Raw genomic sequence first — 19928 nt, forward strand, 5'->3', positions numbered from 1 at the left:
CCTCACTCACCCACCCCGACCCTTCGTTTCAAAGGCAAAGCGCGCCTATTGCCCGCCCTTTTGCACGAAGGACCGCACAAAGTCCTCGGCATTTTCCTCGAGAACGTCATCGATCTCGTCCAGGACGGAGTCCACGTCGTCGCTCAGCTTCTCCTGGCGTTCCTTGAGGTCGTCCGTGGCCTGCGCGTCCTGCGTCTGCTCCTCGACCTCTTCGGTGGAACGCGTGGCCTTGGCCTGTCCGCCGCCGCTGTCCTTGGTCGCCATGTCCCTCACCCCGCTCGGTTCGCCCCGCTCGATGTGACCTTCAAGATCCGACCCTACAAGCAGGGTCCGACATCGGCCCTGCACTTGCTGCAACGCCCGGGAGTCACCTCGATGATTCCCGCACCGCGGCATTTTCAGCCCCGGATCGGCTGCGGATCGCCGGGAATTTTGTCGTGACCCTGTCGTGGTTCAGCGGCCGGACAGCGTCCTCACCAGCTCTTCCGCGGTGCGGCAGCGGTCCAGGAGCTCCTTGACGTGCTTCCGGGTCCCACGCAGCGGCTCCAGCGTGGGAACCCGTTGCAGGGAGTCACGACCGGGCAGGTCGAAGATGACCGAATCCCACGAGGCGGCCGCGACGTCGTCCGCGTACTGCTCCAGGCAGCGGCCGCGGAAGTAGGCCCTGGTGTCCTCTGGAGGCTTCTGCTCGGCCCGCTCGACCGCCGGCTCGTCCAGGAGCCGCTTCATCTTGCCGCGGGCCGCCAGACGGTTGTACAGGCCCTTGTCGGGGCGTACGTCGGCGTACTGCAGGTCGATGAGGTGCAGGCGGGCGGCGTCCCAGTCCAGACGGTCGCGGCGGCGGTAGCCCTCCATCAGCTCGCGCTTGGCGACCCAGTCCAGCTCGCCGGACAGGCTCATCGGGTCGTTCTCCAGCCGGCCGAGCACGTCCTCCCACCTGGTCAGGACGTCCTTGGTCTGCTCGTCCGCATCCGCTCCGTAACGGTCCTCGACGTATTTGCGGGCCAGCTCGAAGTACTCCATCTGGAGCTGGACGGCCGTGAGGGTGCGGCCGGTGCGGAGCGTGATCAGGTGTTGCAGGGTGGGGTCGTGTGAGACCTGGTGCAGGGTGCGGACGGGCTGGTCGACGGCCAGATCGACGGCGATGAAGCCGTCCTCGATCATGGAGAGCACCAGCGAGGTGGTGCCCAGCTTCAGATACGTCGAGATCTCGGAGAGGTTCGCGTCCCCGATGATCACGTGGAGCCGGCGGTACTTCTCCGCGTCCGCGTGCGGTTCGTCGCGGGTGTTGATGATGGGCCGCTTGAGGGTCGTCTCCAGGCCGACCTCCACCTCGAAGTAGTCGGCGCGCTGGCTGAGCTGGAAGCCGTGCTCGTGGCCGTCCTGGCCGATGCCGACCCGGCCGGCGCCGGTGATCACCTGACGGGAGACGAAGAACGGCGTCAGGTGCCGCACGATGTCCGAGAACGGGGTCTCCCGCTTCATCAGGTAGTTCTCATGGGTGCCGTAGGAGGCGCCCTTGTTGTCGGTGTTGTTCTTGTAGAGGTGGATGGGCTGGGCGCCGGGGACCTGGGCGGCCCGTTCGGCGGCCTCGGCCATGATCCGCTCGCCGGCCTTGTCCCACAGCACGGCGTCGCGCGGATTGGTGACCTCGGGGGCGCTGTACTCGGGGTGGGCGTGGTCGACGTAGAGCCGCGCGCCGTTGGTGAGGATCACATTCGCCAGGCCGATGTCCTCGTCGGTGAGCTGGCTGGCGTCCGCGTTCTCCCGTGCGAGGTCGAAGCCGCGGGCGTCCCGCAGCGGGTTCTCCTCCTCGAAGTCCCAGCGGGCACGGCGTGCCCGGTGCATCGCGGCCGCGTAGGCGTTGACGACCTGGGATGAGGTGAGCATGGCATTGGCGTTCGGGTGGCCGGGGACGGAGATCCCGTACTCCGTCTCGATTCCCATTACTCGCCGTACGGTCATGCGGCCCTCCTAGCCCGGCGGCGCCCCTGGATAGGGGCGGCGCTCAAGTACCGCTGTGCCTCCGGTCCCTGTGCGTGCCCCACGCCCGCACAGCGTGATGTAGCGGTACCGAAGAGCCTAGAACGCCTTAGCGGCGCTGGGGAGATCATTACAGTCATTGCTCCAGTCCGGTTTTACCTGGTTCATCGCGCTCTTATGGGGAGCGGTTCCGGTGCTCCCGGAAAAGCGTCCGGCTGCGGACGCCCCGTGCAGGACATCCGCAGCCGGAGAGCGGTGTTACAGGTATTGGCCGGTATTCGCCACCGTGTCGATGGAGCGACCTGTGTCCGCGCCCTGCTTTCCGGTGACCAGCGTGCGGATGTATACGATCCGCTCGCCCTTCTTTCCGGAGATCCGGGCCCAGTCGTCCGGGTTGGTGGTGTTGGGCAGGTCCTCGTTCTCCTTGAACTCGTCCACGCAAGCCTGGAGGAGATGGGAGACCCGCAGACCCTTCTGATTGTGTTCGAGGAAGGCCTTGATGGCCATCTTCTTTGCGCGTCCTACGATGTTTTCGATCATCGCACCGGAGTTGAAGTCCTTGAAATAGAGGACTTCCTTGTCACCATTGGCGTAGGTGACCTCCAGGAAGCGATTCTCCTCGGATTCCGCGTACATCTGCTCGACCACCGACTGGATCATTCCACTCACTGCGGCCTTCCGCGATTCGCCGTGTTCGGCGAGGTCGTCGGAGTGCAGCGGAAGATTTTCCGTGAGGTACTTCGAGAAGATGTCCTTGGCGGCCTCCGCGTCCGGGCGCTCGATCTTGATTTTCACGTCGAGACGGCCGGGGCGCAGGATCGCCGGGTCGATCATGTCCTCGCGGTTCGAGGCGCCGATCACGATCACGTTTTCCAGGCCCTCGACGCCGTCGATCTCGGAGAGCAGCTGGGGGACGATGGTGTTCTCCACGTCCGAGCTGACGCCGGAGCCACGGGTGCGGAAGAGGGAGTCCATCTCGTCGAAGAAGACGATGACGGGGGTGCCCTCGCTCGCCTTTTCCCTGGCGCGCTGGAAGACCAGCCGGATGTGCCGCTCCGTCTCGCCGACGTACTTGTTGAGCAGCTCGGGGCCCTTGATGTTGAGGAAGAAGCTCTTCCCCGCGGGCTGCCCGGTCACCTCGGCGACCTTCTTGGCAAGGGAGTTGGCGACCGCCTTGGCGATGAGGGTCTTGCCGCAGCCGGGCGGGCCGTAGAGCAAGACACCCTTGGGCGGGCGGAGTTCGTGCTCCTTGAAGAGGTCGGGGTAGAGGTAGGGGAGCTCGACCGCGTCCCGGATCAGCTCGATCTGGCCGCCCAGACCGCCGATCTTGGTGTAGTCGATGTCCGGAACCTCTTCGAGGACGAGTTCCTCGACCTCGCTCTTCGGAATGACCTCGTAGACGTAGCCGGAGCGGGGCTCCAGGAGCAGGGCGTCGCCGGGGCGGATGGTGATGTCCAGCAGTGGCTCGGCGAGCCTGACCACCCGCTCCTCGTCGGTGTGCCCGATCACCAGGGCGCGCTCGCCGTCCTCCAGGATCTCCTTGAGGGTGACGATGTCGCCGGCGCTCTCGAACCTCATGGCCTCGACCACGTTGAGCGCCTCATTGAGCATGACCTCCTGGCCACGCCTGAGCTCATCGGTGTCCACACTCGGGCTGACATTGACCCGGAGCTTTCGGCCCCCGGTGAAAATGTCGACGGTGTCGTCCTCGTTCGCCTGCAGGAAGACACCGAAGCCGGCCGGCGGCTGTGCGAGCCGGTCGACCTCCTCCTTGAGTGCGACGATCTGGTCGCGGGCCTCGCGGAGAGTATTGGCGAGACGCTCGTTCTGTGCCGAGACGCCGGCCAGGTTGGTCTGCAGCTCGACGATCCGCTCTTCGAGAATCCTCGTGTGCCGCGGAGAGTCGGCGAGCTTGCGTCGCAGGACGGCGATCTCCTGCTCGAGATAGGCAACCTGGCCGGCGGGATCTTCAGACCCTCGCCCCGGCCGGATGCCGCGGTTGATGTCGTCGTCGTGGGCTGCCACGGTCCTCACCTCCTCCAAGGAGCTGGACGCTTCCTGACCCTACCTGGGCCGGTGCAGGTTGAAACCCCTAGATCGAAAAGACTGTCGGGGCGTGTCCGATCTTCACCCTTGCGCACGTCCTCACGCCAAGGGAATACCCACCCAACAACATCGGAAAGCGAGCGGTTGTATCGTCGAGTCGGTCAACACCCGTCAGGGCTGGCGCCACTTAGACAAAAACGGTTCACGTACGCAGGAACGGCAGGCGAGATGACCGCACAGGACGAAGCCCCAGAGCTGGAAGTATGGATCGACCAGGATCTGTGCACCGGGGACGGCATCTGTGCGCAGTACGCGCCCGAGGTCTTCGAGCTCGACATCGACGGGCTGGCCTATGTGAAAAGCCCCGCTGACGAGCTGCTGCAGGACGAGGGGGCCACAACGCCCGTCCCGCTGAAGCTGCTCGCCGACGTGCGGGACTCGGCGAAGGAGTGCCCCGGGGACTGCATCCACGTCCGCCGGGTCAAGGACGGCGTCGAGGTCTACGGCCCGGACGCGGAGTAGCCGGCGGGGTGCGGAACGCGCCCGCGCCGACCACATCATGTGACAGATCACGCACGCGCGGTGCCCATGGCGGCGGGGAGTTCGCTCTGAACGAACTTCCCGCCCTTCCATTGCCACTTGAGGCTCTTGTGCGTGTCCGGGCAGCAGCGCGGCACATCGCGGGTGGAGTAGCCCAGGAACGCCGCCGAGATCGAGCCATGCCTGACGGTGAGGGTTTGGGCGGTGAGCTGCTGGGCGGGCGCGACGAGGGTGGCCACGAACCGTGGTGCCGTGCCGGCCCTGGTCGGCTGGGCCAGGACGTAGACGCCGGTGGGCGGGGTGCCGGTCCCGCTGTGGCAGCGGACCGCCGCTACCGTCTCGGTCGTCCCGTCGCCGTCGAGGTCGGCGGAGACCTTCTTCACCACGTCGAGGCGGTAGGGGCCGCAGTCCACCGGAAAGGTCACCTTGGCGGGGTCGGGGGCGGCCGCGGGGTGCCGGCCGGTGGTGGCGTCGCGGGAGGTCGTGGCCGTGGCGTCGGCGGGCTGGAGGAAGGACGCGGCCGCGACGACCGCCGAGAGGGCGGTGGCGGTGGCGAGCCAGTGCATGGGGCGCGGCTGGGTGTGCAAGAGGTCCTGGCCTGCCATGGGCTGCACGCGGGGTAACTCCTGTGAGGTGCTGTGGCGGTGGGAGTGTCCAGCATCGTTCCACAGCAGGCGACACCAAGGAACCGGCCGGACGGGAGTTTTCCGTGCCGATCCGGCGGAGTTTTCCGTGGGGATCCCGGGGGGAAACGCAACGGCGCCGCCGGCGGTTCCCGGTGCGGGAACTCGTCGGCGGCGCCTGCGGATTCGGTGGCCGGTTCCGGGCGGTCGGCCGGGACCGGTGACGTCGGTCAGCCGAGCTCGGCGGAGCCGTCTCCGGACGCCGCGGAGCGGTCCTTGGCCGGTACGGCCTTCTCCCGTCCGTCCGGCGTTGCCTTACCGCCCGGGCCGGTGTAGTCGTCCCCGTAGGCGCCCTTGGCGGGGCGGCGGCGGCGCAGCGGGGGCTCGACGCCGTCGGCGAGGCGGCGGGCGGTCAGCAGGAAGCCGGTGTGGCCGATCATGCGGTGGTCGGGGCGGACGGCGAGGCCCTCGACGTGCCAGGTGCGGACCATGGTCTCCCAGGCCGACGGCTCGTTGAAGGTGCCGTGCTCGCGGATCGCCTCGACGGTGCGGGCCAGCTGCGTCGTCGTCGCGACGTAGGCGCAGAGGATGCCGCCGGGGACCAGGGCCTTGGAGACGGCCTCCAGGCACTCCCAGGGGGCGAGCATGTCGAGGATGACGCGGTCGACGTCGGCGTCGGAGAGGTTGTCCTGGAGGTCACCGACGGTGAGCGTCCATGCGGGGTGCGGACCGCCGAAGTAGCGCTCGACGTTCTGGGTGGCGATCTCGGCGAAGTCGGCGCGGCGCTCGTAGGAGTGCAGCATGCCGTCGTCGCCGATGGCGCGCAGCAGGAAGCTGCTCAGCGAGCCGGAGCCCACACCGGCCTCGACGACGCGGGCGCCGGGGAAGATGTCGGCCATCGCCAGGATCTGCCCCGCGTCCTTGGGGTAGACCACGGCGGCGCCGCGGGGCATGGACAGGACGTAGTCGGGGAGCAGCGGGCGCAGCGCGAGGTAGGCGACGTTCCCGGTGGTACGGACAACGCTGCCCTCGGGAGCACCGATCAGCTCGTCGTGGGGGAAGGCTCCCTTGTGGGTGTGGAAGCTTTTTCCCTCTTCGAGCGTGAAGGTGTAGTGGCGTCCCTTGGGGTCGGTGAGCTGGACCTGGTCCCCGACCTTGAAGGGCCCGCGACGGCGGGCGGCACCGGTCGGTTCGGACATGTGACCAGCCTACCGGCCCGTTGGGGCGCCGCGGACCAGTGGGCGGCCGCCGGGCGGACCGGGAGGCGGCGGGCGGGCCGTGCCGCGCGGGGTCAGGGGCGGCGGGCCATGGCGGAGACGAAGGCCCGCTCGACGTCGGCGGTGGACAGCACGCCGTAGATCTCGCCGGTCTCCTCGACGACGAGGTATTCGGTGGCGGGGGTGGCGCGCAGATACTCCAGGAGGTCCTCGCCGGCGAGTTCGGCGGAGACCCGCATCCCGTCCTTGAGGTCCTGGGCGAGGGTGCCCACGGCGACCCAGGGGCGACGGTGGTCGGGGACGCCGACGATGGCGGCCTCGCGGACGAGGGCGGTGGGGTGGCCCTGGCGGTCGACTACGACCAGGGCGCGGGCGCCGGCGTCGTTGGCGCGGCGGAGCCCCTCGGAGAGCGGGGTGTCGGTCTCGACGGGAACGGCACGCCGGGTCAGGATGCGGGCGGTGAGGTCGGGGAGGCGTTCGCGCAGCCGGGCCATGCGCAGGCTGTTGCCGGCGCCGGTCCAGATGATGGCGGCGAGGATCGCGGCGAGCAGGGCGTCGGTGAGCGAGTCGGCGCCGCCGATCTCGGGGCGGGCGTTGCCCAGGGCGCCGGTGTGGGTGAGCAGCGGCAGGCCGAAGAGGACCGTGACGGCGAGGGCGCGGCCGACCCAGGCGGCGGCGATGGTGCCGCTCATGGGCCTGCCGGTGAGCTTCCAGACGACGGCGCGCAGCATCCGGCCGCCGTCCAGGGGCAGGCCGGGCAGCAGGTTGAAGATCGCGACGATGAGGTTGGAAAGCATCAGGCCGGCGAGCAGCACGCCGGGGACCGTGCCCGGCTCGACCAGGTGCATCCCGGCGTAGAAGACGCCGGCGAGGACGAGGGAGAGCAGCGGGCCGACGAAGGCCAGGACGAACTCTCTGCCAGGCGTCTCGGTCTCCTTCTCGATCTCCGAGACGCCGCCGAAGAACTGCAGCTGGATGCGGCGTACGGGGAGCTTGAAGCGGAGCGCGGCGACGGTGTGCGCCAGCTCGTGGACGAGCACCGACGCGTAGAAGGCGACGGCGAAGAAGAGCGAGACGAGATAGCGGGCGGCGCCGAGCTCGGGCAGGACCCGCTCCAGCTGGCCGCCGAAGACCCAGGTGATCAGGGCGGCGACGAGGAACCAGCTGGGGGCCACGTACACGGGCACGCCGAAGGGACGGCCCATCAGGATGCCGCCGCCGCTGCCCTTTCTGCCCGGCGTGGGCGCCTTGGGCGGGTCGTGGTGCTCGGGCGGTTCGGGCGGCTGAGGCCGCACGGACTCCTGGGGGTCCTGCGACTTCCCGCTCTGGTCCACGGCGTCCCCTCATCGACTACGGCATTCGCCCCTGTTCGGCCTGGTATCTCGATCATGCAGGGCGAAAGGGTCCAGCGTCGATGGTATGCGGAGTGCCCCGGCCCGACCTGCCGCGGGGCCCTTGCGGCTACCGCGGCGTGAGCGCCTGTCAGTGGCGGGCCGTAGGGTTTTGCGGCATGGGATGGAGCGCGGAGCAGACCGGGGCGGTCACGCAGGACGGGCCCGGCGGGCCGGGGACGGAGACCGCCGGGGCGCCGGCGGAGGCCGCCGGAGCGGGAACGGAGGACCGGGAGGGGCCGCGGCCGCCGGTGGCGCTGTCGCCGTCGCGGGCCGGCGATTTCATGCAGTGCCCGCTGCTCTACCGCTTCCGGGTGATCGACCGGCTGCCGGAGAAGCCGAGCGCGGCGGCGACGCGTGGCACGGTCGTCCATGCGGTGCTGGAGCGGCTCTTCGACGCTCCGGCGGCGGAGCGTACGGCGGCCGGGGCGCGGGCGATGGTGCCGGCCGAGTGGGAGAAACTGCTGGCCAAGCGGCCGGAGCTGGCCGAGCTGTTCGCGGACGACACGGCGGACGGCAGCACGGGCGACACCGCGGGCGAGCGGCTGGCGACCTGGCTGGCGGAGGCCGAGGCGCTGGTGGAGCGGTGGTTCGCGCTGGAGGACCCGACGCGTCTGGAGCCGGCCGACCGTGAGCTGTATGTGGAGACGGTGCTGGATTCGGGGCTGCGGCTGCGGGGGTTCATCGACCGGGTGGATGTCGCGCCGACGGGCGAGGTGCGGATCGTCGACTACAAGACCGGCAAGGCGCCGCGGCCGCAGTTCGCCGAGGGCGCGCTGTTCCAGATGAAGTTCTACGCGCTGGTGATGTGGCGGCTGCGCGGTGTGGTGCCGCGGCGGCTGCAGCTGGTCTATCTGGGCAGCGGCGATGTGGTGACGTACGACCCGGGGGAGGCCGACCTGCGGGGCGTGGAGCGGAAGTTGCTGGCGCTGTGGGAGGCCATCCAGCGGGCGACGGTGACCGGCGACTGGCGGCCGCGGCCGACCAAGCTGTGCGGCTGGTGTGACCACCAGGCGCACTGTCCCGAATTCGGCGGCACTCCCCCGGTGTATCCGCTGGAGGTGCGCCCGGCGGACGGCGCAGTGGTGCCGCAGGGCAGAATGGGAGAGATCTAACCCGGTCCGGGCGATCAGGGCCGGGCCCGCGATCGCCCGGAGAGGGCCTATCGAAGGAGTGCACGTGGCCATCCGCGTCCTGCTGGTCGACGACCAGCCCCTGCTGCGTACGGGATTCCGGATGATTCTGGAGGCGGAGCAGGATCTGGCGGTGGTCGGCGAGGCCGGTGACGGCCTGCAGGCACTGGAGCAGGTGCGGGCGCTGCAGCCGGACGTGGTGCTGATGGACATCCGGATGCCCCGGATGGACGGGGTGGAGGCGACCCGCCAGATCACCGGCCCGGCGAAGGACGGCCCGGCGAAGGTGCTGGTGCTGACCACCTTCGATCTGGACGAGTACGTCGTCGAGGCGCTGCGGGCGGGGGCCAGCGGCTTTCTGCTCAAGGACGCGCCGGCCGATGAGCTGGTGCAGGCGATCCGGGTGGTGGCGGCGGGCGAGGCGATGCTGGCGCCGAGCATCACGCGCCGGCTGCTGGACAAGTACGCGGGTCATCTGCCGTCGGGCGAGGAGCCGGTGCCGGACACCCTGCACACCCTCACGGAGCGTGAGGTGGAGGTGCTCAAGCTGGTGGCCCGTGGGCTGTCCAACGCGGAGATCGCCGCGGATCTGTTCGTGAGCGAGACCACCGTCAAGACGCATGTGGGACATGTGCTGACGAAGCTGGGGCTGCGGGACCGGGTGCAGGCGGCGGTGTACGCGTACGAGAGCGGGCTGGTGCGGCCCGGCGCGCAGTAGCGGCCGGCCGCACGGCACGACACGGCAGACGAACGGCGGCGGGGCCGGCCCGGGAGTTCCCGGACCGGCCCCGCCGCCGTGTGCTGGGCCCGGTCAGGCCTCGGAGGGCTTGCTGATCTCCCAGAACCGGAAGACGGTCGAGGAGTCCAGGGTCCATTCCAGGCCGGAGATGCCGTCACGGGCGACCGCGTACTGCTTGCCCTGCCATATCGGTATGACCGGCACGTCCTGGGCGATGATGTTCTGCAGCTCCCGGAAGTCGGACTTGGTGGCGCCGCGGTCCGGCTGGTCGGCCGTCTTGGGCAGCAGCCGGCCGGTGATGGTGGGCGAGCTGTAGTGGTTGGACAGCACGCTGTCCTTGCCGAAGAACGGCTGGGTGAAGTTGTCGGGATCCGGATAGTCGGGGATCCAGCCCTTGACGTAGACGCCGAACCGGCCGGCGGCCACGCCCTTCTCGTACTCCTTGGTGGGCACGCTGCGCACCTTGGCGTCGAACAGGCCGCTGCGGTTGAGCTGTTGGGCGATCTCCTGGAAGGCGGGGACGGTGCCCGGGCCGAACCGGTCGGGGGTGGCCCACAGGGTGAGCGGCACCTTGCCGTGCATACCTGCCGAGCGCAGCGCTTCCTTCGCCTTGTCGGGCTTCGGCTGGTCGCCGTAGGTGTCGAAGAAGGCGGTGTTGTGGCCGGTGATACCGGCCGGGACGACCGAGTAGAGCGGTTCCGCGGTGTGCTGGTAGACGTCCCGGACGAGGTTCGAGCGGTCCAGGAGGTAGGCGATGGCCTTGCGGACGCCGAGCTTGCCGGCGACCGGGTCCTTGAGGTTGAAGACCAGGTGCATCACCTCGGCGCTGCTGCCTTCGACGACCTGGGTGCCGTGCTGCTGGTGCAGGGAGGCGTTGTCCAGTGCGGCGATGTCCTTCATGGACAGGCCGCGATAGGCCAGATCGACGTCGCCCTTCTCGACGGCCGTCTTGAGCTGCTCCGCGCCCTTGAAGAACTTCACGGTCATCCCGGAGTTCTTGGCCTTCGCGGGGCCCTTGTAGGAGCCGTTGACCTTGAAGACGGCCTTACTGGAGCTGTACTCCTTGAGCGTGTAGATGCCGGACCCGGTGGCCTTGCCGTCGGAACGCAGCCGGTCGGCCGGGTAGTCGGCGTGGTCGACGATGGAGCCGGCACCCGAAGCGATCTTCATCGGGAAGGTGGCGTCGGGCGTCTTCAGGCGGAAGACCACGGTCTTGGCGTCCGGTGCGTCGACCTTGTCGAGCGCGGAGAACATCACGGCGGGGCCGTTCTTGTCGTTGATGCGCCGGGTGCGGTCGAAGGAGAACTTGACGTCCTTGGACGTCAGCGCGTCGCCGTTGCTGAACTTGAGGCCGTCCTTGAGGGTGCAGCGGTAGACCTTGCTGTCACCGTCGGTGAAGCCACAGCGCTGGGCGGCCTCCGGCTCGGGGGTGGTACCGCCCTTGGGGAAGCTCAGCAGCGACTGGAAGACGTTGTTGAACAACAGCCAGGAATCGGGGTCGTAACCGGCCGCCGGGTCGGTGGCCATGGTCGTGTTCGTCATTCCCATGACCACGGGTACACCGTTGCCGGCAGCTTCCGGGTCGTCCGTGCCGCACCCGGCGAGCGCGAGCAGAGCTGTCGCCAGCCCCGCTCCGATCGGGGCAGCCAGCCGCGGGTCACGCTTCCTCACTAATTGTTCCTCACGTTCTGGGTCGTGCCTGTCGGGCCGCGGTGTGATGGCCGCGGCGGATCTGTGACGCATCGTTCGGATGCGCATGGGTCAGTCGGCCACGCCGCGGCCGAGCTCCCACATCTGCAGCGACGAGGAGGAGTTGAGGGCCCATTCCACGCCGGTGACGTCGTCGCGGGCGGCGACATACTGCTTGCCCTGCCACAGCGGGAGCAGCGGGACATCGTCGGCGAACGTGTCCTGCGCCTGCTTGAAGCCGGCCGCGGCGGCGTTGCGGTCGGTCTGCTGCCGGGTCTCCGGGATCACCTGGGACTCGATCTTGGTGCTGCGGTAGGCGGAGTTGAGGAAGTTCCCCTTGCCGACGAACGGCGCGATGTAGTTGTCCGCGTCCGGGAAGTCGGGGAACCAGCCCATGCCGTAGGCGGTGTACTTGCCGGCCGTGGAGTCGGTGCGGAACTGCTGCCAGCCGTCGATGCCCTTGATGTCGACATCGAACAGCTTGCTCTGGTTGAGCTGGCGCTGCAGCGTACGGAACTCCTGGACGGTGCTGGAGCCGTAGTGGCCGGTGGTGTAGGTCAGCGTGAACTTCACCGGGGTGGAGATGTGCGCCTGCTGAAGCGTCTTGCGGGCGGCGGAAACGCTGGGGTTCCCGTACTTGGTGAAGAACGAGTTGATGTGGCCGGTGAGGCCGGTGGGGACGATCGAGTAGAGCGGGTCCCCGGTGTAGGAGTAGACGTCCCGGACCAGCTGGGAGCGGTTGATGAGCTGCGCCATCGCCTGCCGTACGGCCTTGTCGGACACCGCCGGGTCCTTCGTGTTGAAGGCGAGGTAGCGGATCTCCTGGCCGGGCATCTCCTGGAGCACGATGTGGCTTTCGCGGGAGTTCTCCAGGCCCTTGACCTGGGCGGGCGACAGACCGCGGTTCATCAGGTCGATGCCGCCCGTGCGCAGCGCCTTCTCCATGGCGGTGGAGTCGTCGAAGAAGCGCATCTCGACCTTGTCGCTCTTGGGCTTCTCACCGCCCTTGTAGCCGGGGTTCCTGGTGAAGATCGCCTTGGCGAGACGGCCGTTCTTGCGCTCGGTCTTGAGCGTGTAGGGGCCGGAGCCGACCACGTCGAAGCCGTTGTACAGACGCGTCTTCGGGTAGACCTCGCTGTCGACGATCGCGGCGGCCGGCGTCGCGAGCTTCTGCGGGAAGGTGGCGTCCGGCTTCTTGAGGTGGAAGACCACCTCGGAGTCGCTGGGCGCCTCGACCTTGTCGATGCCGCTGAGCAGCGACACCGGACCGTTGGGGTTGTTGATGCCACGCATCCGGTCGATGGAGAACTTCACGTCCTGCGCGGTCAGGGCATGGCCGTTGGAGAACTTCAGTCCGCTGCGCAGGGTGCAGCGGTACTGCTCGTTCTGGGTGTCGCGGAACCCGCAGGACTCGGCGGCCTCGGGCACCGGCGCGGTGCCGGACCTGGGCAGGCGCATCAGCGTCTGGAGGGTGCTGCGCAACACGTTCCAGGCGTCGACGTCGTAGGCCTGTGCCGGGTCGAGAGGGGCGGGCGCTGCCTTGGTTGCCTCGATCTGGGAGGCGACTCCCACGACGATGGGCTTGCCGCCGTCGCCCGCGCCGTCCGTGCCGCCGCAGGCAGCAAGAACGGGGGCCAGGAGTCCGGCCAGCGCCGGCAGCACCAAGGTCTTGCGATTCATCGTCGGCAGGTTCCTTATCAGCGCAGAGGTGTTGCTCGCGTCGAGATTAGTAGGCACGGCCAGCCGCGCTGAGACACAAAGGAGTTGAATCGATATGGCGTATGGATAACGGAGGCGGCCGGATCGATATCCGGACGGGGGAACGATACGCGCGTTGCTCCATCAATCCGGACACTTACCCCCGCAGAAACCCCCCACGGGACCCCCTGGAGCACCTGTGAGGCCCGCTGTCGATGCCCTGGCGCGTGAGAAACGTCACGCGTTCAGGGATCAACGGCACTGCAGCAATTCGGTCAGTGCATTCGTCACGGAAAATAAGCGGGCCACTCCCCTCGGTTCCCCGGGGCATTCTTCGGGACACGCTCAGTGCACGGTCCGGCGGCTTTCCGTGATGAGCGTTCGGAGAAATGGGAGATCCACTTCTTCCAGCGACGGGACGATCGTGCGGCCCGCGGCCGGCGGGACCGGCGTCACCGACGGCACCGCGACGACCCGGCAACCTGCCGCCTCACCTGCCGATACACCGGTCAGGGTGTCCTCGATGACCGCGCAGCGCGCCGGGTCCACGCCCAGCCGCGCGGCGGCCGTCAGATACGGATCCGGATGCGGCTTGGTGCGCACCAGGTCGTCGCCCGCGAGGGTCAGCCGGAAGTTCTCGGGGCCGAGGGAGTACAGCATCTGGTCGACGATGGCGCGGTGCGAGGCGGAGACGAGTGCGGTCGGCACGTCATGGGCGACGAGTTCGGCCAGCAGCCTGCCGGCACCGGGCATCAGCGGGACGCCGCGGCCGATCCGGGCCAGGAAGGCGGCGTTGAGCAGCACGCTGAGCTCGGTCAGGCTGATGTCGACGCCGGTGACCTGGATGAGATAGCCGGCGCTGCGGGTCATCGGGCCGCCGACCACGACCTCGCGGTGTGCGTCGTCGAGGATGTGCCCGAGCTCGGCGAAGACTTCCGCCTCCGCCTCCCACCAGAACCCCTCGGTGTCGACGAGGGTCCCGTCCAGATCGAGGAAGACGGCCTGGAGGGTCGCGGGTTCGGCCGTTCGGGTGCCGACTGCGGGGATGCTGCTGGTCATCCATCCACCTCCGTTGCCACGTCCCCAAGGGACGCAAGGGCCGGTCGCCCTCCCCGGCGGGGGAACGACCGGCCACTACCGGACCGACAAGTGTACGACGGTGCGCGCCGGAATGCGCGGTGCTCCTGGTCAGGGCCGTCCGGGGACGGCCCTGACCTGCGCATACGGCGCCATCGCACCGCGCCCCGGTGGTCCCGGTCGCCCGGGACCGGTCGGCTACCGTGCGTTGAAGTACTTGGCCTCGGGGTGATGGATCACGATGGCGTCGGTGGACTGCTCGGGATGGAGCTGGAACTCCTCGGAGAGCTCGACGCCGATCCGCTCCGGCTGGAGCAGGTCCGCGATCTTGGCGCGGTCCTCCAGGTCGGGGCAGGCCCCGTAGCCCAGCGAGAAGCGCGCGCCGCGGTACTTGAGCGCGAACATGTCCTCGACGTCGTCCGGGTCCTCGCCGCCGAAGCCCAGCTCGGCGCGGACGCGCGCGTGCCAGTACTCGGCGAGTGCCTCGGCCAGCTGGACGGACAGGCCGTGGAGTTCGAGGTAGTCGCGGTAGGAGTTGGCCTCGAAGAGTTCGGCGGTGGCGGCGCCGATCTTCGAGCCGACGGTGACGACCTGGAGCCCCACGACATCGGTCTCGCCGGACTCCTCCGGACGGAAGTAGTCGGCCAGGCAGAGGCGGCGGCCGCGGCGCTGGCGGGGGAAGGTGAAGCGGGTGCGCTCGGTGCCGTCCTCGTTCAGCAGGATCAGGTCGTCGCCCTTGGAGTGGCAGGGGAAGTAGCCGTGGACGACGGCGGCTTCGAGGAGGTTCTCGGTCTGCAGCTTGTCCAGCCAGCCCCGCAGCCGCGGCCGGCCCTCGGTCTCGACCAGCTCCTCGTACGTCGGGCCGTCGCCGGTGCGGGCCTGCTTGAGACCCCACTGGCCCTTGAACAGCGCGCCCTCGTCCAGCCAGGACGAATAGTCGGCGAGCTGGATGCCCTTGACCACCCGGGTCCCCCAGAACGGCGGCGCGGGGACCGGGTTGTCGACGGCGACGTCCGAACGCACCGCGCCCTCCGGCTCCTCGATCTCCGCCACCGCGGTGTCCCGCTTGGGAACGCGGCGCTGCTTGAGTTCGGGGAGGGTGGCGCCGGGCACTCCGCGCTTGACGGCGATCAGGGCGTCCATCAGCCGCAGGCCCTCGAACGCGTCGCGGGCGTAGCGGACCTCGCCCTCGTAGATCTCGTGGAGGTCCTGCTCGACGTAGGCGCGGGTGAGGGCGGCGCCGCCGAGGATGACGGGGAAGTCGGCGGCCATCTTGCGCTGGTTGAGCTCCTCCAGGTTCTCCTTCATGATCACCGTGGACTTCACCAGCAGCCCCGACATGCCGATCACATCGGCGCGGTGCTCCTCGGCCGCCTCCAGGATCGCCGCGACCGGCTGCTTGATCCCGAGGTTGACGACGTTGTAGCCGTTGTTGGACAGGATGATGTCCACGAGGTTCTTGCCGATGTCGTGGACGTCCCCGCGGACGGTGGCCAGCACGATGGTGCCCTTGCCCTCGTCGTCGGACTTCTCCATGTGCGGCTCCAGATGCGCCACCGCACTCTTCATCACCTCGGCCGACTGCAGCACGAACGGCAGCTGCATCTGGCCGGAGCCGAACAGCTCGCCGACGACCTTCATCCCCTCCAGCAGGGTGTCGTTGACGATGTCCAGCGCGGGGCGGTCCTGCAACGCGGCGTCGAGGTCGGCCTCCAGGCCGTTCTTCTCGCCGTCGATGATCCGGCGCTGCAGGCGCTCGTCCAGCGGCAGCGCGGCCAGCTCCTCGGCCTTGCCCGCCTTGAGCGACTTCGCCGTCGCGCCCTCGAACAGCTCCATCAGCTTCTGCAGCGGGTCGTAGGCCGGTTCGTCGCCCTGCTGGGGGCGCCGCCGGTCGTAGATCAGGTCCAGGGCGGTGGTGACCTGCTCCTCCTCCAGCCGCGCGATCGGCAGGATCTTCGAGGCGTGCACGATCGCCGAGTCCAGGCCGGCCTTGACGCACTCGTCGAGGAAGACGGAGTTCAGCACGATCCGGGCGGCCGGGTTGAGGCCGAAGGAGATGTTCGAGAGCCCGAGCGTGGTCTGCACCTCGGGGTGGCGCTTCTTCAGCTCCCGGATCGCCTCGATGGTGGCGATCCCGTCGCCCCGGGACTCCTCCTGGCCGGTGCAGATCGTGAACGTCAGGCAGTCGATGAGGATGTCCGACTCGTGGACGCCCCAGTTGCCGGTCAGGTCCTCGATCAGCCGCTCGGCGATGGCGACCTTGTGCTCGGCGGTGCGGGCCTGGCCCTCCTCGTCGATGGTCAGCGCGATCAGCGCCGCACCGTGCTCGGCCGCCAGCGCGGTGACCTTCGCGAAGCGCGACTCCGGCCCGTCACCGTCCTCGTAGTTGACGGAGTTGATGACCGCGCGGCCGCCGAGCTTTTCCAACCCGGCCTGGAGGACGTTCAGTTCGGTGGAGTCCAGCACGATCGGGAGGGTGGAGGCGGTGGCGAACCGCCCGGCCAGCTCCTCCATGTCCGCCACGCCGTCGCGACCCACGTAGTCGACACACAGGTCGAGCATGTGCGCGCCCTCGCGGATCTGGTCGCGGGCCATCTCGACGCAGTCGTCCCAGCGCCCGTCCAGCATCGCCTCACGGAACTTCTTCGACCCGTTGGCGTTGGTCCGCTCGCCGATCGCCAGATACGAGGTGTCCTGACGGAACGGCACCGTCTGGTAGAGGGAGGCGGCGCCCGGCTCGGGGCGCGGCTCGCGCGCGGGCGGGACGGTGCCGCGCACCCGCTCGACGACCTGCCGCAGATGCTCCGGGGTCGTGCCGCAGCAGCCGCCCACCAGCGAGAGGCCGTACTCGGCGACGAAGGTCTCCTGGGCATCGGCCAGCTCGCCGGCGGTCAGCGGATAGTGCGCACCGTTCTTGCCCAGCACGGGCAGGCCCGCATTGGGCATACAGGCCAGCGGGACGCGGGCATGCCGGGCCAGGTAGCGCAGGTGCTCGCTCATCTCGGCCGGGCCGGTGGCGCAGTTCAGGCCGATCATGTCGATGCCCAGCGGCTCCAGCGCCGTCAGCGCCGCCCCGATCTCCGAGCCCAGCAGCATCGTGCCGGTCGTCTCGACGGTCACCGAGCAGATCACCGGGAGGTTGCTGCCGGTGGCCCGCAGGGCGCGGCGGGCGCCGAGCACGGCGGCCTTGGTCTGCAGCAGATCCTGCGTGGTCTCCACCAGCAGCGCGTCCGCGCCACCGGCGATCATGCCCTCCGCGTTCTGCTGATAGGCATCGCGCAGCGTCACGTACGGGGCGTGCCCCAGCGTCGGCAGCTTGGTCCCCGGGCCCATCGAGCCCAGGACGTAGCGCTGCTGTCCGGTCGAGGCCGTGAACTCGTCCGCCACCTCACGTGCCAGCCGGGCACCGGCCTCGGACAGCTCGAAGACCCGCTCGGGAATGTCGTACTCCGCCAGCGCGGCGAAATTCGCACCGAACGTATTGGTCTCGACGCAGTCGACACCGACCGCGAAATACTCCTCGTGCACCGACCGCACGATGTCCGGCCGGGTGATGTTGAGGATCTCGTTGCAGCCCTCCAGCTGCTGGAAGTCCTCCATGGACGGATCCTGCGCCTGCAGCATGGTCCCCATCGCACCGTCCGCGACCACCACCCGCGAGGCCAGGGCCTCACGGAACGAGTCGACTCGGGACGTGCTGATGGGCGATGGCGTGTTCGAGGCCATGGAGATGCTCCCGTGGTTGCGACGGCTGTCGGCTTTGCACCCTCCTTCAGAGGGCGCACCCGGCCAGCGTAGCTGCCGGTCCGGTACACGTGTTCCCCGTTCCACGCCCTGGACAGCACTGCTCCACCCCACTGCGGGCACCTTCCCCGCCGTTGGCAGACTCGTTGCTTCTCTGACCAAGTCGCGTCACTTCGCTGACTCCAGTCGGCATGGGCCGATATCGTTCAGCATTGTCGAACCGCACACTTCGGAGGTTGCCCGATGGCACGCACCATCCAGTCGCTGGAGCGCGCCGCAGCGATGCTGCGGCTGCTCGCAGGAGGGGAACGGCGGCTGGGACTCTCCGACATCTCCTCCTCACTGGGACTGGCGAAGGGCACCGCCCACGGGATCCTGCGGACGCTGCAGCAGGAGGGCTTCGTCGAGCAGGACGGCGCCTCCGGCCGCTACCAGCTCGGGGCGGAGCTGCTGCGGCTGGGCAACAGCTACCTGGACGTGCACGAGCTGCGGGCCCGCGCCCTGGTCTGGACCGACGACCTGGCCCGCTCCAGCGGCGAGGCCGTCTACCTGGGCGTCCTGCACCAGCAGGGCGTGCTGGTCGTCCACCACGTCTTCCGGCCGGACGACAGCCGGCAGGTGCTGGAGGTCGGCGCGATGCACCCGCTGCACAGCACCGCACTGGGCAAGGTGCTGTGCGCGTACGACCCGGTCGCGCACAGCGAGGTCGTCGAGGCGGAGCGGGAGGCGATCACCCCGCGCACGGTGACCGGCCTGGGGGACTTCGAGGGGCTGCTGGATCTGACCCGGGCGCGCGGCTGGGCCGCGGACGTGGAGGAGACCTGGGACGGGGTGGCCTCGGTGGCCGCGCCGATCCACGACCGGCGGCGGATGCCGGTGGGTGCGGTGGGCATCACCGGGGCGGTGGAGCGGGTCTGCAACGACGGCGAACTGCGGCCGGAAATCGTCGCCGCTGTGAGGGATTGCGCACGAGCCGTGTCCCGGGATCTTGGAGCCGGGCGGTTCTGACCGGTTTCACCCGTTAAGTTCACCTAAGTTTTTGGCCACGGAACCCTTGACGGGGTGCTACGGGTGAAGAAAACTGCCGTTCATCGGTCGGCATTGTCGAACACCTAACGGCAATATTCGCTATGGTGGGGCATCGCCGCGGACCGATCACCGCCCTCTCGGAGGGCGCGGACCACCGGACGGGACCCGGGGGTTCGTTATTCCCTGGACGAAGGACAAAGGAGTCGCGGGTGTCCAGCTCCGACATCTTCATCAGCGAAACCATCGGTACCGCTGTTCTGATCTTGCTCGGCGGTGGCGTCTGCGCCGCCGTCACATTCAAGCGCTCCAAGGCGTTCAACGCCGGATGGGTCGCCATCGCCTTCGGGTGGGGCTTCGCCGTCCTCACGGGTGCCTACATCGCCGCGAAGTCCGGCGCCAACCTCAACCCCGCGGTCACCATCGGCCTCGCCATCAAGGGCGGGATCGAATGGAGCCAGGTGCCGGTCTACTTCGCCGGCGAGATGTTCGGCGCCATGATCGGCGCCGTCCTGGTGTGGATCGTGTACTACGGGCAGTTCCATGCCCATCTGACGGACCCCGAGGTGCTGGCCGATCACACCAGCCATGAAGGCCTGGTCGACCAGGCCACCGCGCCGAAGGCCGGCCCGGTGCTGGGCATCTTCTCCACGGGCCCGGAGATCCGGCATGCCGTGCAGAACCTGGCCACCGAGATCGTCGCCACCGTCGTGCTGGTGCTGTCGATCCTGACGCTCGGTCTGAGCGACAACGGAAAGGGCGTCGGCGTCATCGGCACGCTGCTGGTCGCGCTGGTCGTCACCGGTATCGGTCTGTCGCTGGGCGGCCCGACCGGGTACGCCATCAACCCGGTCCGCGACCTCGGCCCGCGCATCGTGCACGCGCTGCTGCCGCTGCCGAACAAGGGCGGTTCAGACTGGGGTTACGCCTGGATCCCGGTCGTCGGTCCGCTGATCGGCGGAGCCCTCGCCGGGGGCATCTACCAGGTGGCGTTCGCCTGAGCCGCCTGACCGCCCCGTCCG

At 68.9% G+C, this 19928-nt stretch carries 15 protein-coding genes; 5 read left to right on the forward strand and 10 right to left on the reverse strand.

The features are described 5' to 3' along the window. Positions 1-45: 45 nt before the first annotated feature. The 3 genes from EST54_RS04915 to arc form a co-directional block, all read right to left on the reverse strand. Positions 46-264, reverse strand: a complete 219-nt coding sequence (locus EST54_RS04915; RefSeq protein WP_129245392.1) for a ubiquitin-like protein Pup — start codon at positions 262-264, stop codon at positions 46-48. Between the two features lie 189 nt (positions 265-453). Next, positions 454-1965, reverse strand: coding sequence for a depupylase/deamidase Dop (gene dop, locus EST54_RS04920; RefSeq protein WP_338059680.1), 1512 nt, complete (start codon positions 1963-1965; stop codon positions 454-456). Between the two features lie 276 nt (positions 1966-2241). Next, on the reverse strand, positions 2242-4008 hold the full coding sequence (gene arc, locus EST54_RS04925; protein WP_129245394.1) for a proteasome ATPase: 1767 nt from the start codon (positions 4006-4008) through the stop codon (positions 2242-2244). Between the two features lie 249 nt (positions 4009-4257). On the opposite strand from arc, the gene EST54_RS04930 reads away from it, so the two are divergent. Further along, complete coding sequence (locus EST54_RS04930; protein WP_129245397.1) at positions 4258-4551, forward strand: ferredoxin; 294 nt, start codon at positions 4258-4260, stop codon at positions 4549-4551. A 47-nt stretch (positions 4552-4598) separates the two neighbouring features. Here EST54_RS04930 and EST54_RS04935 read toward each other — a convergent pair whose 3' ends face one another. The 3 genes from EST54_RS04935 to EST54_RS04945 all read right to left on the reverse strand — a co-directional run bounded on the left by EST54_RS04935 (position 4599) and on the right by EST54_RS04945 (position 7743). Next, on the reverse strand, positions 4599-5174 hold the full coding sequence (locus EST54_RS04935) for a hypothetical protein (protein WP_129245449.1): 576 nt from the start codon (positions 5172-5174) through the stop codon (positions 4599-4601). A 248-nt stretch (positions 5175-5422) separates the two neighbouring features. Further along, a complete protein-coding gene (locus tag EST54_RS04940) occupies positions 5423-6391 on the reverse strand; it encodes a tRNA (adenine-N1)-methyltransferase (protein WP_129245399.1) in 969 nt (322 codons plus the stop codon). A 92-nt stretch (positions 6392-6483) separates the two neighbouring features. After that, on the reverse strand, positions 6484-7743 hold the full coding sequence (locus EST54_RS04945; protein WP_129245401.1) for a site-2 protease family protein: 1260 nt from the start codon (positions 7741-7743) through the stop codon (positions 6484-6486). Between the two features lie 176 nt (positions 7744-7919). Here EST54_RS04945 and EST54_RS04950 point away from each other — a divergent pair, with 176 nt between their 5' ends. Both EST54_RS04950 and EST54_RS04955 read left to right on the forward strand, forming a co-directional pair. Continuing rightward, positions 7920-8915, forward strand: a complete 996-nt coding sequence (locus EST54_RS04950; RefSeq protein ID WP_129245403.1) for a RecB family exonuclease — start codon at positions 7920-7922, stop codon at positions 8913-8915. A 64-nt stretch (positions 8916-8979) separates the two neighbouring features. Next, complete coding sequence (locus EST54_RS04955; protein WP_006607627.1) at positions 8980-9651, forward strand: response regulator; 672 nt, start codon at positions 8980-8982, stop codon at positions 9649-9651. 93 nt (positions 9652-9744) lie between these two features. On the opposite strand, the gene EST54_RS04960 is transcribed toward EST54_RS04955, so the two are convergent. From EST54_RS04960 to metH, 4 genes are all read right to left on the reverse strand, one after another. After that, the gene (locus EST54_RS04960) at positions 9745-11343 is read right to left on the reverse strand and encodes an ABC transporter substrate-binding protein (RefSeq protein ID WP_129245405.1); all 1599 of its coding nucleotides are present in this window, start codon (positions 11341-11343) and stop codon (positions 9745-9747) included. A gap of 90 nt (positions 11344-11433) precedes the next feature. Beyond that, complete coding sequence (locus tag EST54_RS04965; protein WP_129245407.1) at positions 11434-13041, reverse strand: ABC transporter substrate-binding protein; 1608 nt, start codon at positions 13039-13041, stop codon at positions 11434-11436. A 363-nt stretch (positions 13042-13404) separates the two neighbouring features. After that, a complete protein-coding gene (locus EST54_RS04970; RefSeq protein WP_129245409.1) occupies positions 13405-14118 on the reverse strand; it encodes an HAD family hydrolase in 714 nt (237 codons plus the stop codon). Positions 14119-14334: 216 nt separating this feature from the next. Beyond that, complete coding sequence (gene metH, locus EST54_RS04980) at positions 14335-17862, reverse strand: methionine synthase (protein ID WP_129245411.1); 3528 nt, start codon at positions 17860-17862, stop codon at positions 14335-14337. 261 nt (positions 17863-18123) lie between these two features. Here metH and EST54_RS04985 point away from each other — a divergent pair, with 261 nt between their 5' ends. After that, a complete protein-coding gene (locus tag EST54_RS04985; RefSeq protein ID WP_129245413.1) occupies positions 18124-18888 on the forward strand; it encodes an IclR family transcriptional regulator in 765 nt (254 codons plus the stop codon). A 230-nt stretch (positions 18889-19118) separates the two neighbouring features. Further along, on the forward strand, positions 19119-19907 hold the full coding sequence (locus EST54_RS04990; RefSeq protein WP_129245415.1) for an MIP/aquaporin family protein: 789 nt from the start codon (positions 19119-19121) through the stop codon (positions 19905-19907). Positions 19908-19928 lie beyond the last annotated feature (21 nt).

It is taken from the genome of Streptomyces sioyaensis (assembly GCF_004122735.1).
In the GTDB taxonomy this organism is placed as follows: domain Bacteria; phylum Actinomycetota; class Actinomycetes; order Streptomycetales; family Streptomycetaceae; genus Streptomyces; species Streptomyces sioyaensis.

Bases quoted from the DNA above. Each gene is read 5' to 3' on its own strand.
- EST54_RS04970 (WP_129245409.1), bottom strand. From the start codon at position 14,118: ATGACCAGCAGCATCCCCGCAGTCGGCACCCGAACGGCCGAACCCGCG.
- EST54_RS04950 (WP_129245403.1), top strand. From the start codon at position 7,920: ATGGGATGGAGCGCGGAGCAGACCGGGGCGGTCACGCAGGACGGGCCC.
- EST54_RS04935 (WP_129245449.1), bottom strand. From the start codon at position 5,174: ATGGCAGGCCAGGACCTCTTGCACACCCAGCCGCGCCCCATGCACTGG.
- dop (WP_338059680.1), bottom strand. From the start codon at position 1,965: ATGACCGTACGGCGAGTAATGGGAATCGAGACGGAGTACGGGATCTCC.
- EST54_RS04915 (WP_129245392.1), bottom strand. From the start codon at position 264: ATGGCGACCAAGGACAGCGGCGGCGGACAGGCCAAGGCCACGCGTTCC.
- EST54_RS04985 (WP_129245413.1), top strand. From the start codon at position 18,124: ATGGCACGCACCATCCAGTCGCTGGAGCGCGCCGCAGCGATGCTGCGG.
- metH (WP_129245411.1), bottom strand. From the start codon at position 17,862: ATGGCCTCGAACACGCCATCGCCCATCAGCACGTCCCGAGTCGACTCG.
- EST54_RS04940 (WP_129245399.1), bottom strand. From the start codon at position 6,391: ATGTCCGAACCGACCGGTGCCGCCCGCCGTCGCGGGCCCTTCAAGGTC.
- EST54_RS04930 (WP_129245397.1), top strand. From the start codon at position 4,258: ATGACCGCACAGGACGAAGCCCCAGAGCTGGAAGTATGGATCGACCAG.
- EST54_RS04965 (WP_129245407.1), bottom strand. From the start codon at position 13,041: ATGAATCGCAAGACCTTGGTGCTGCCGGCGCTGGCCGGACTCCTGGCC.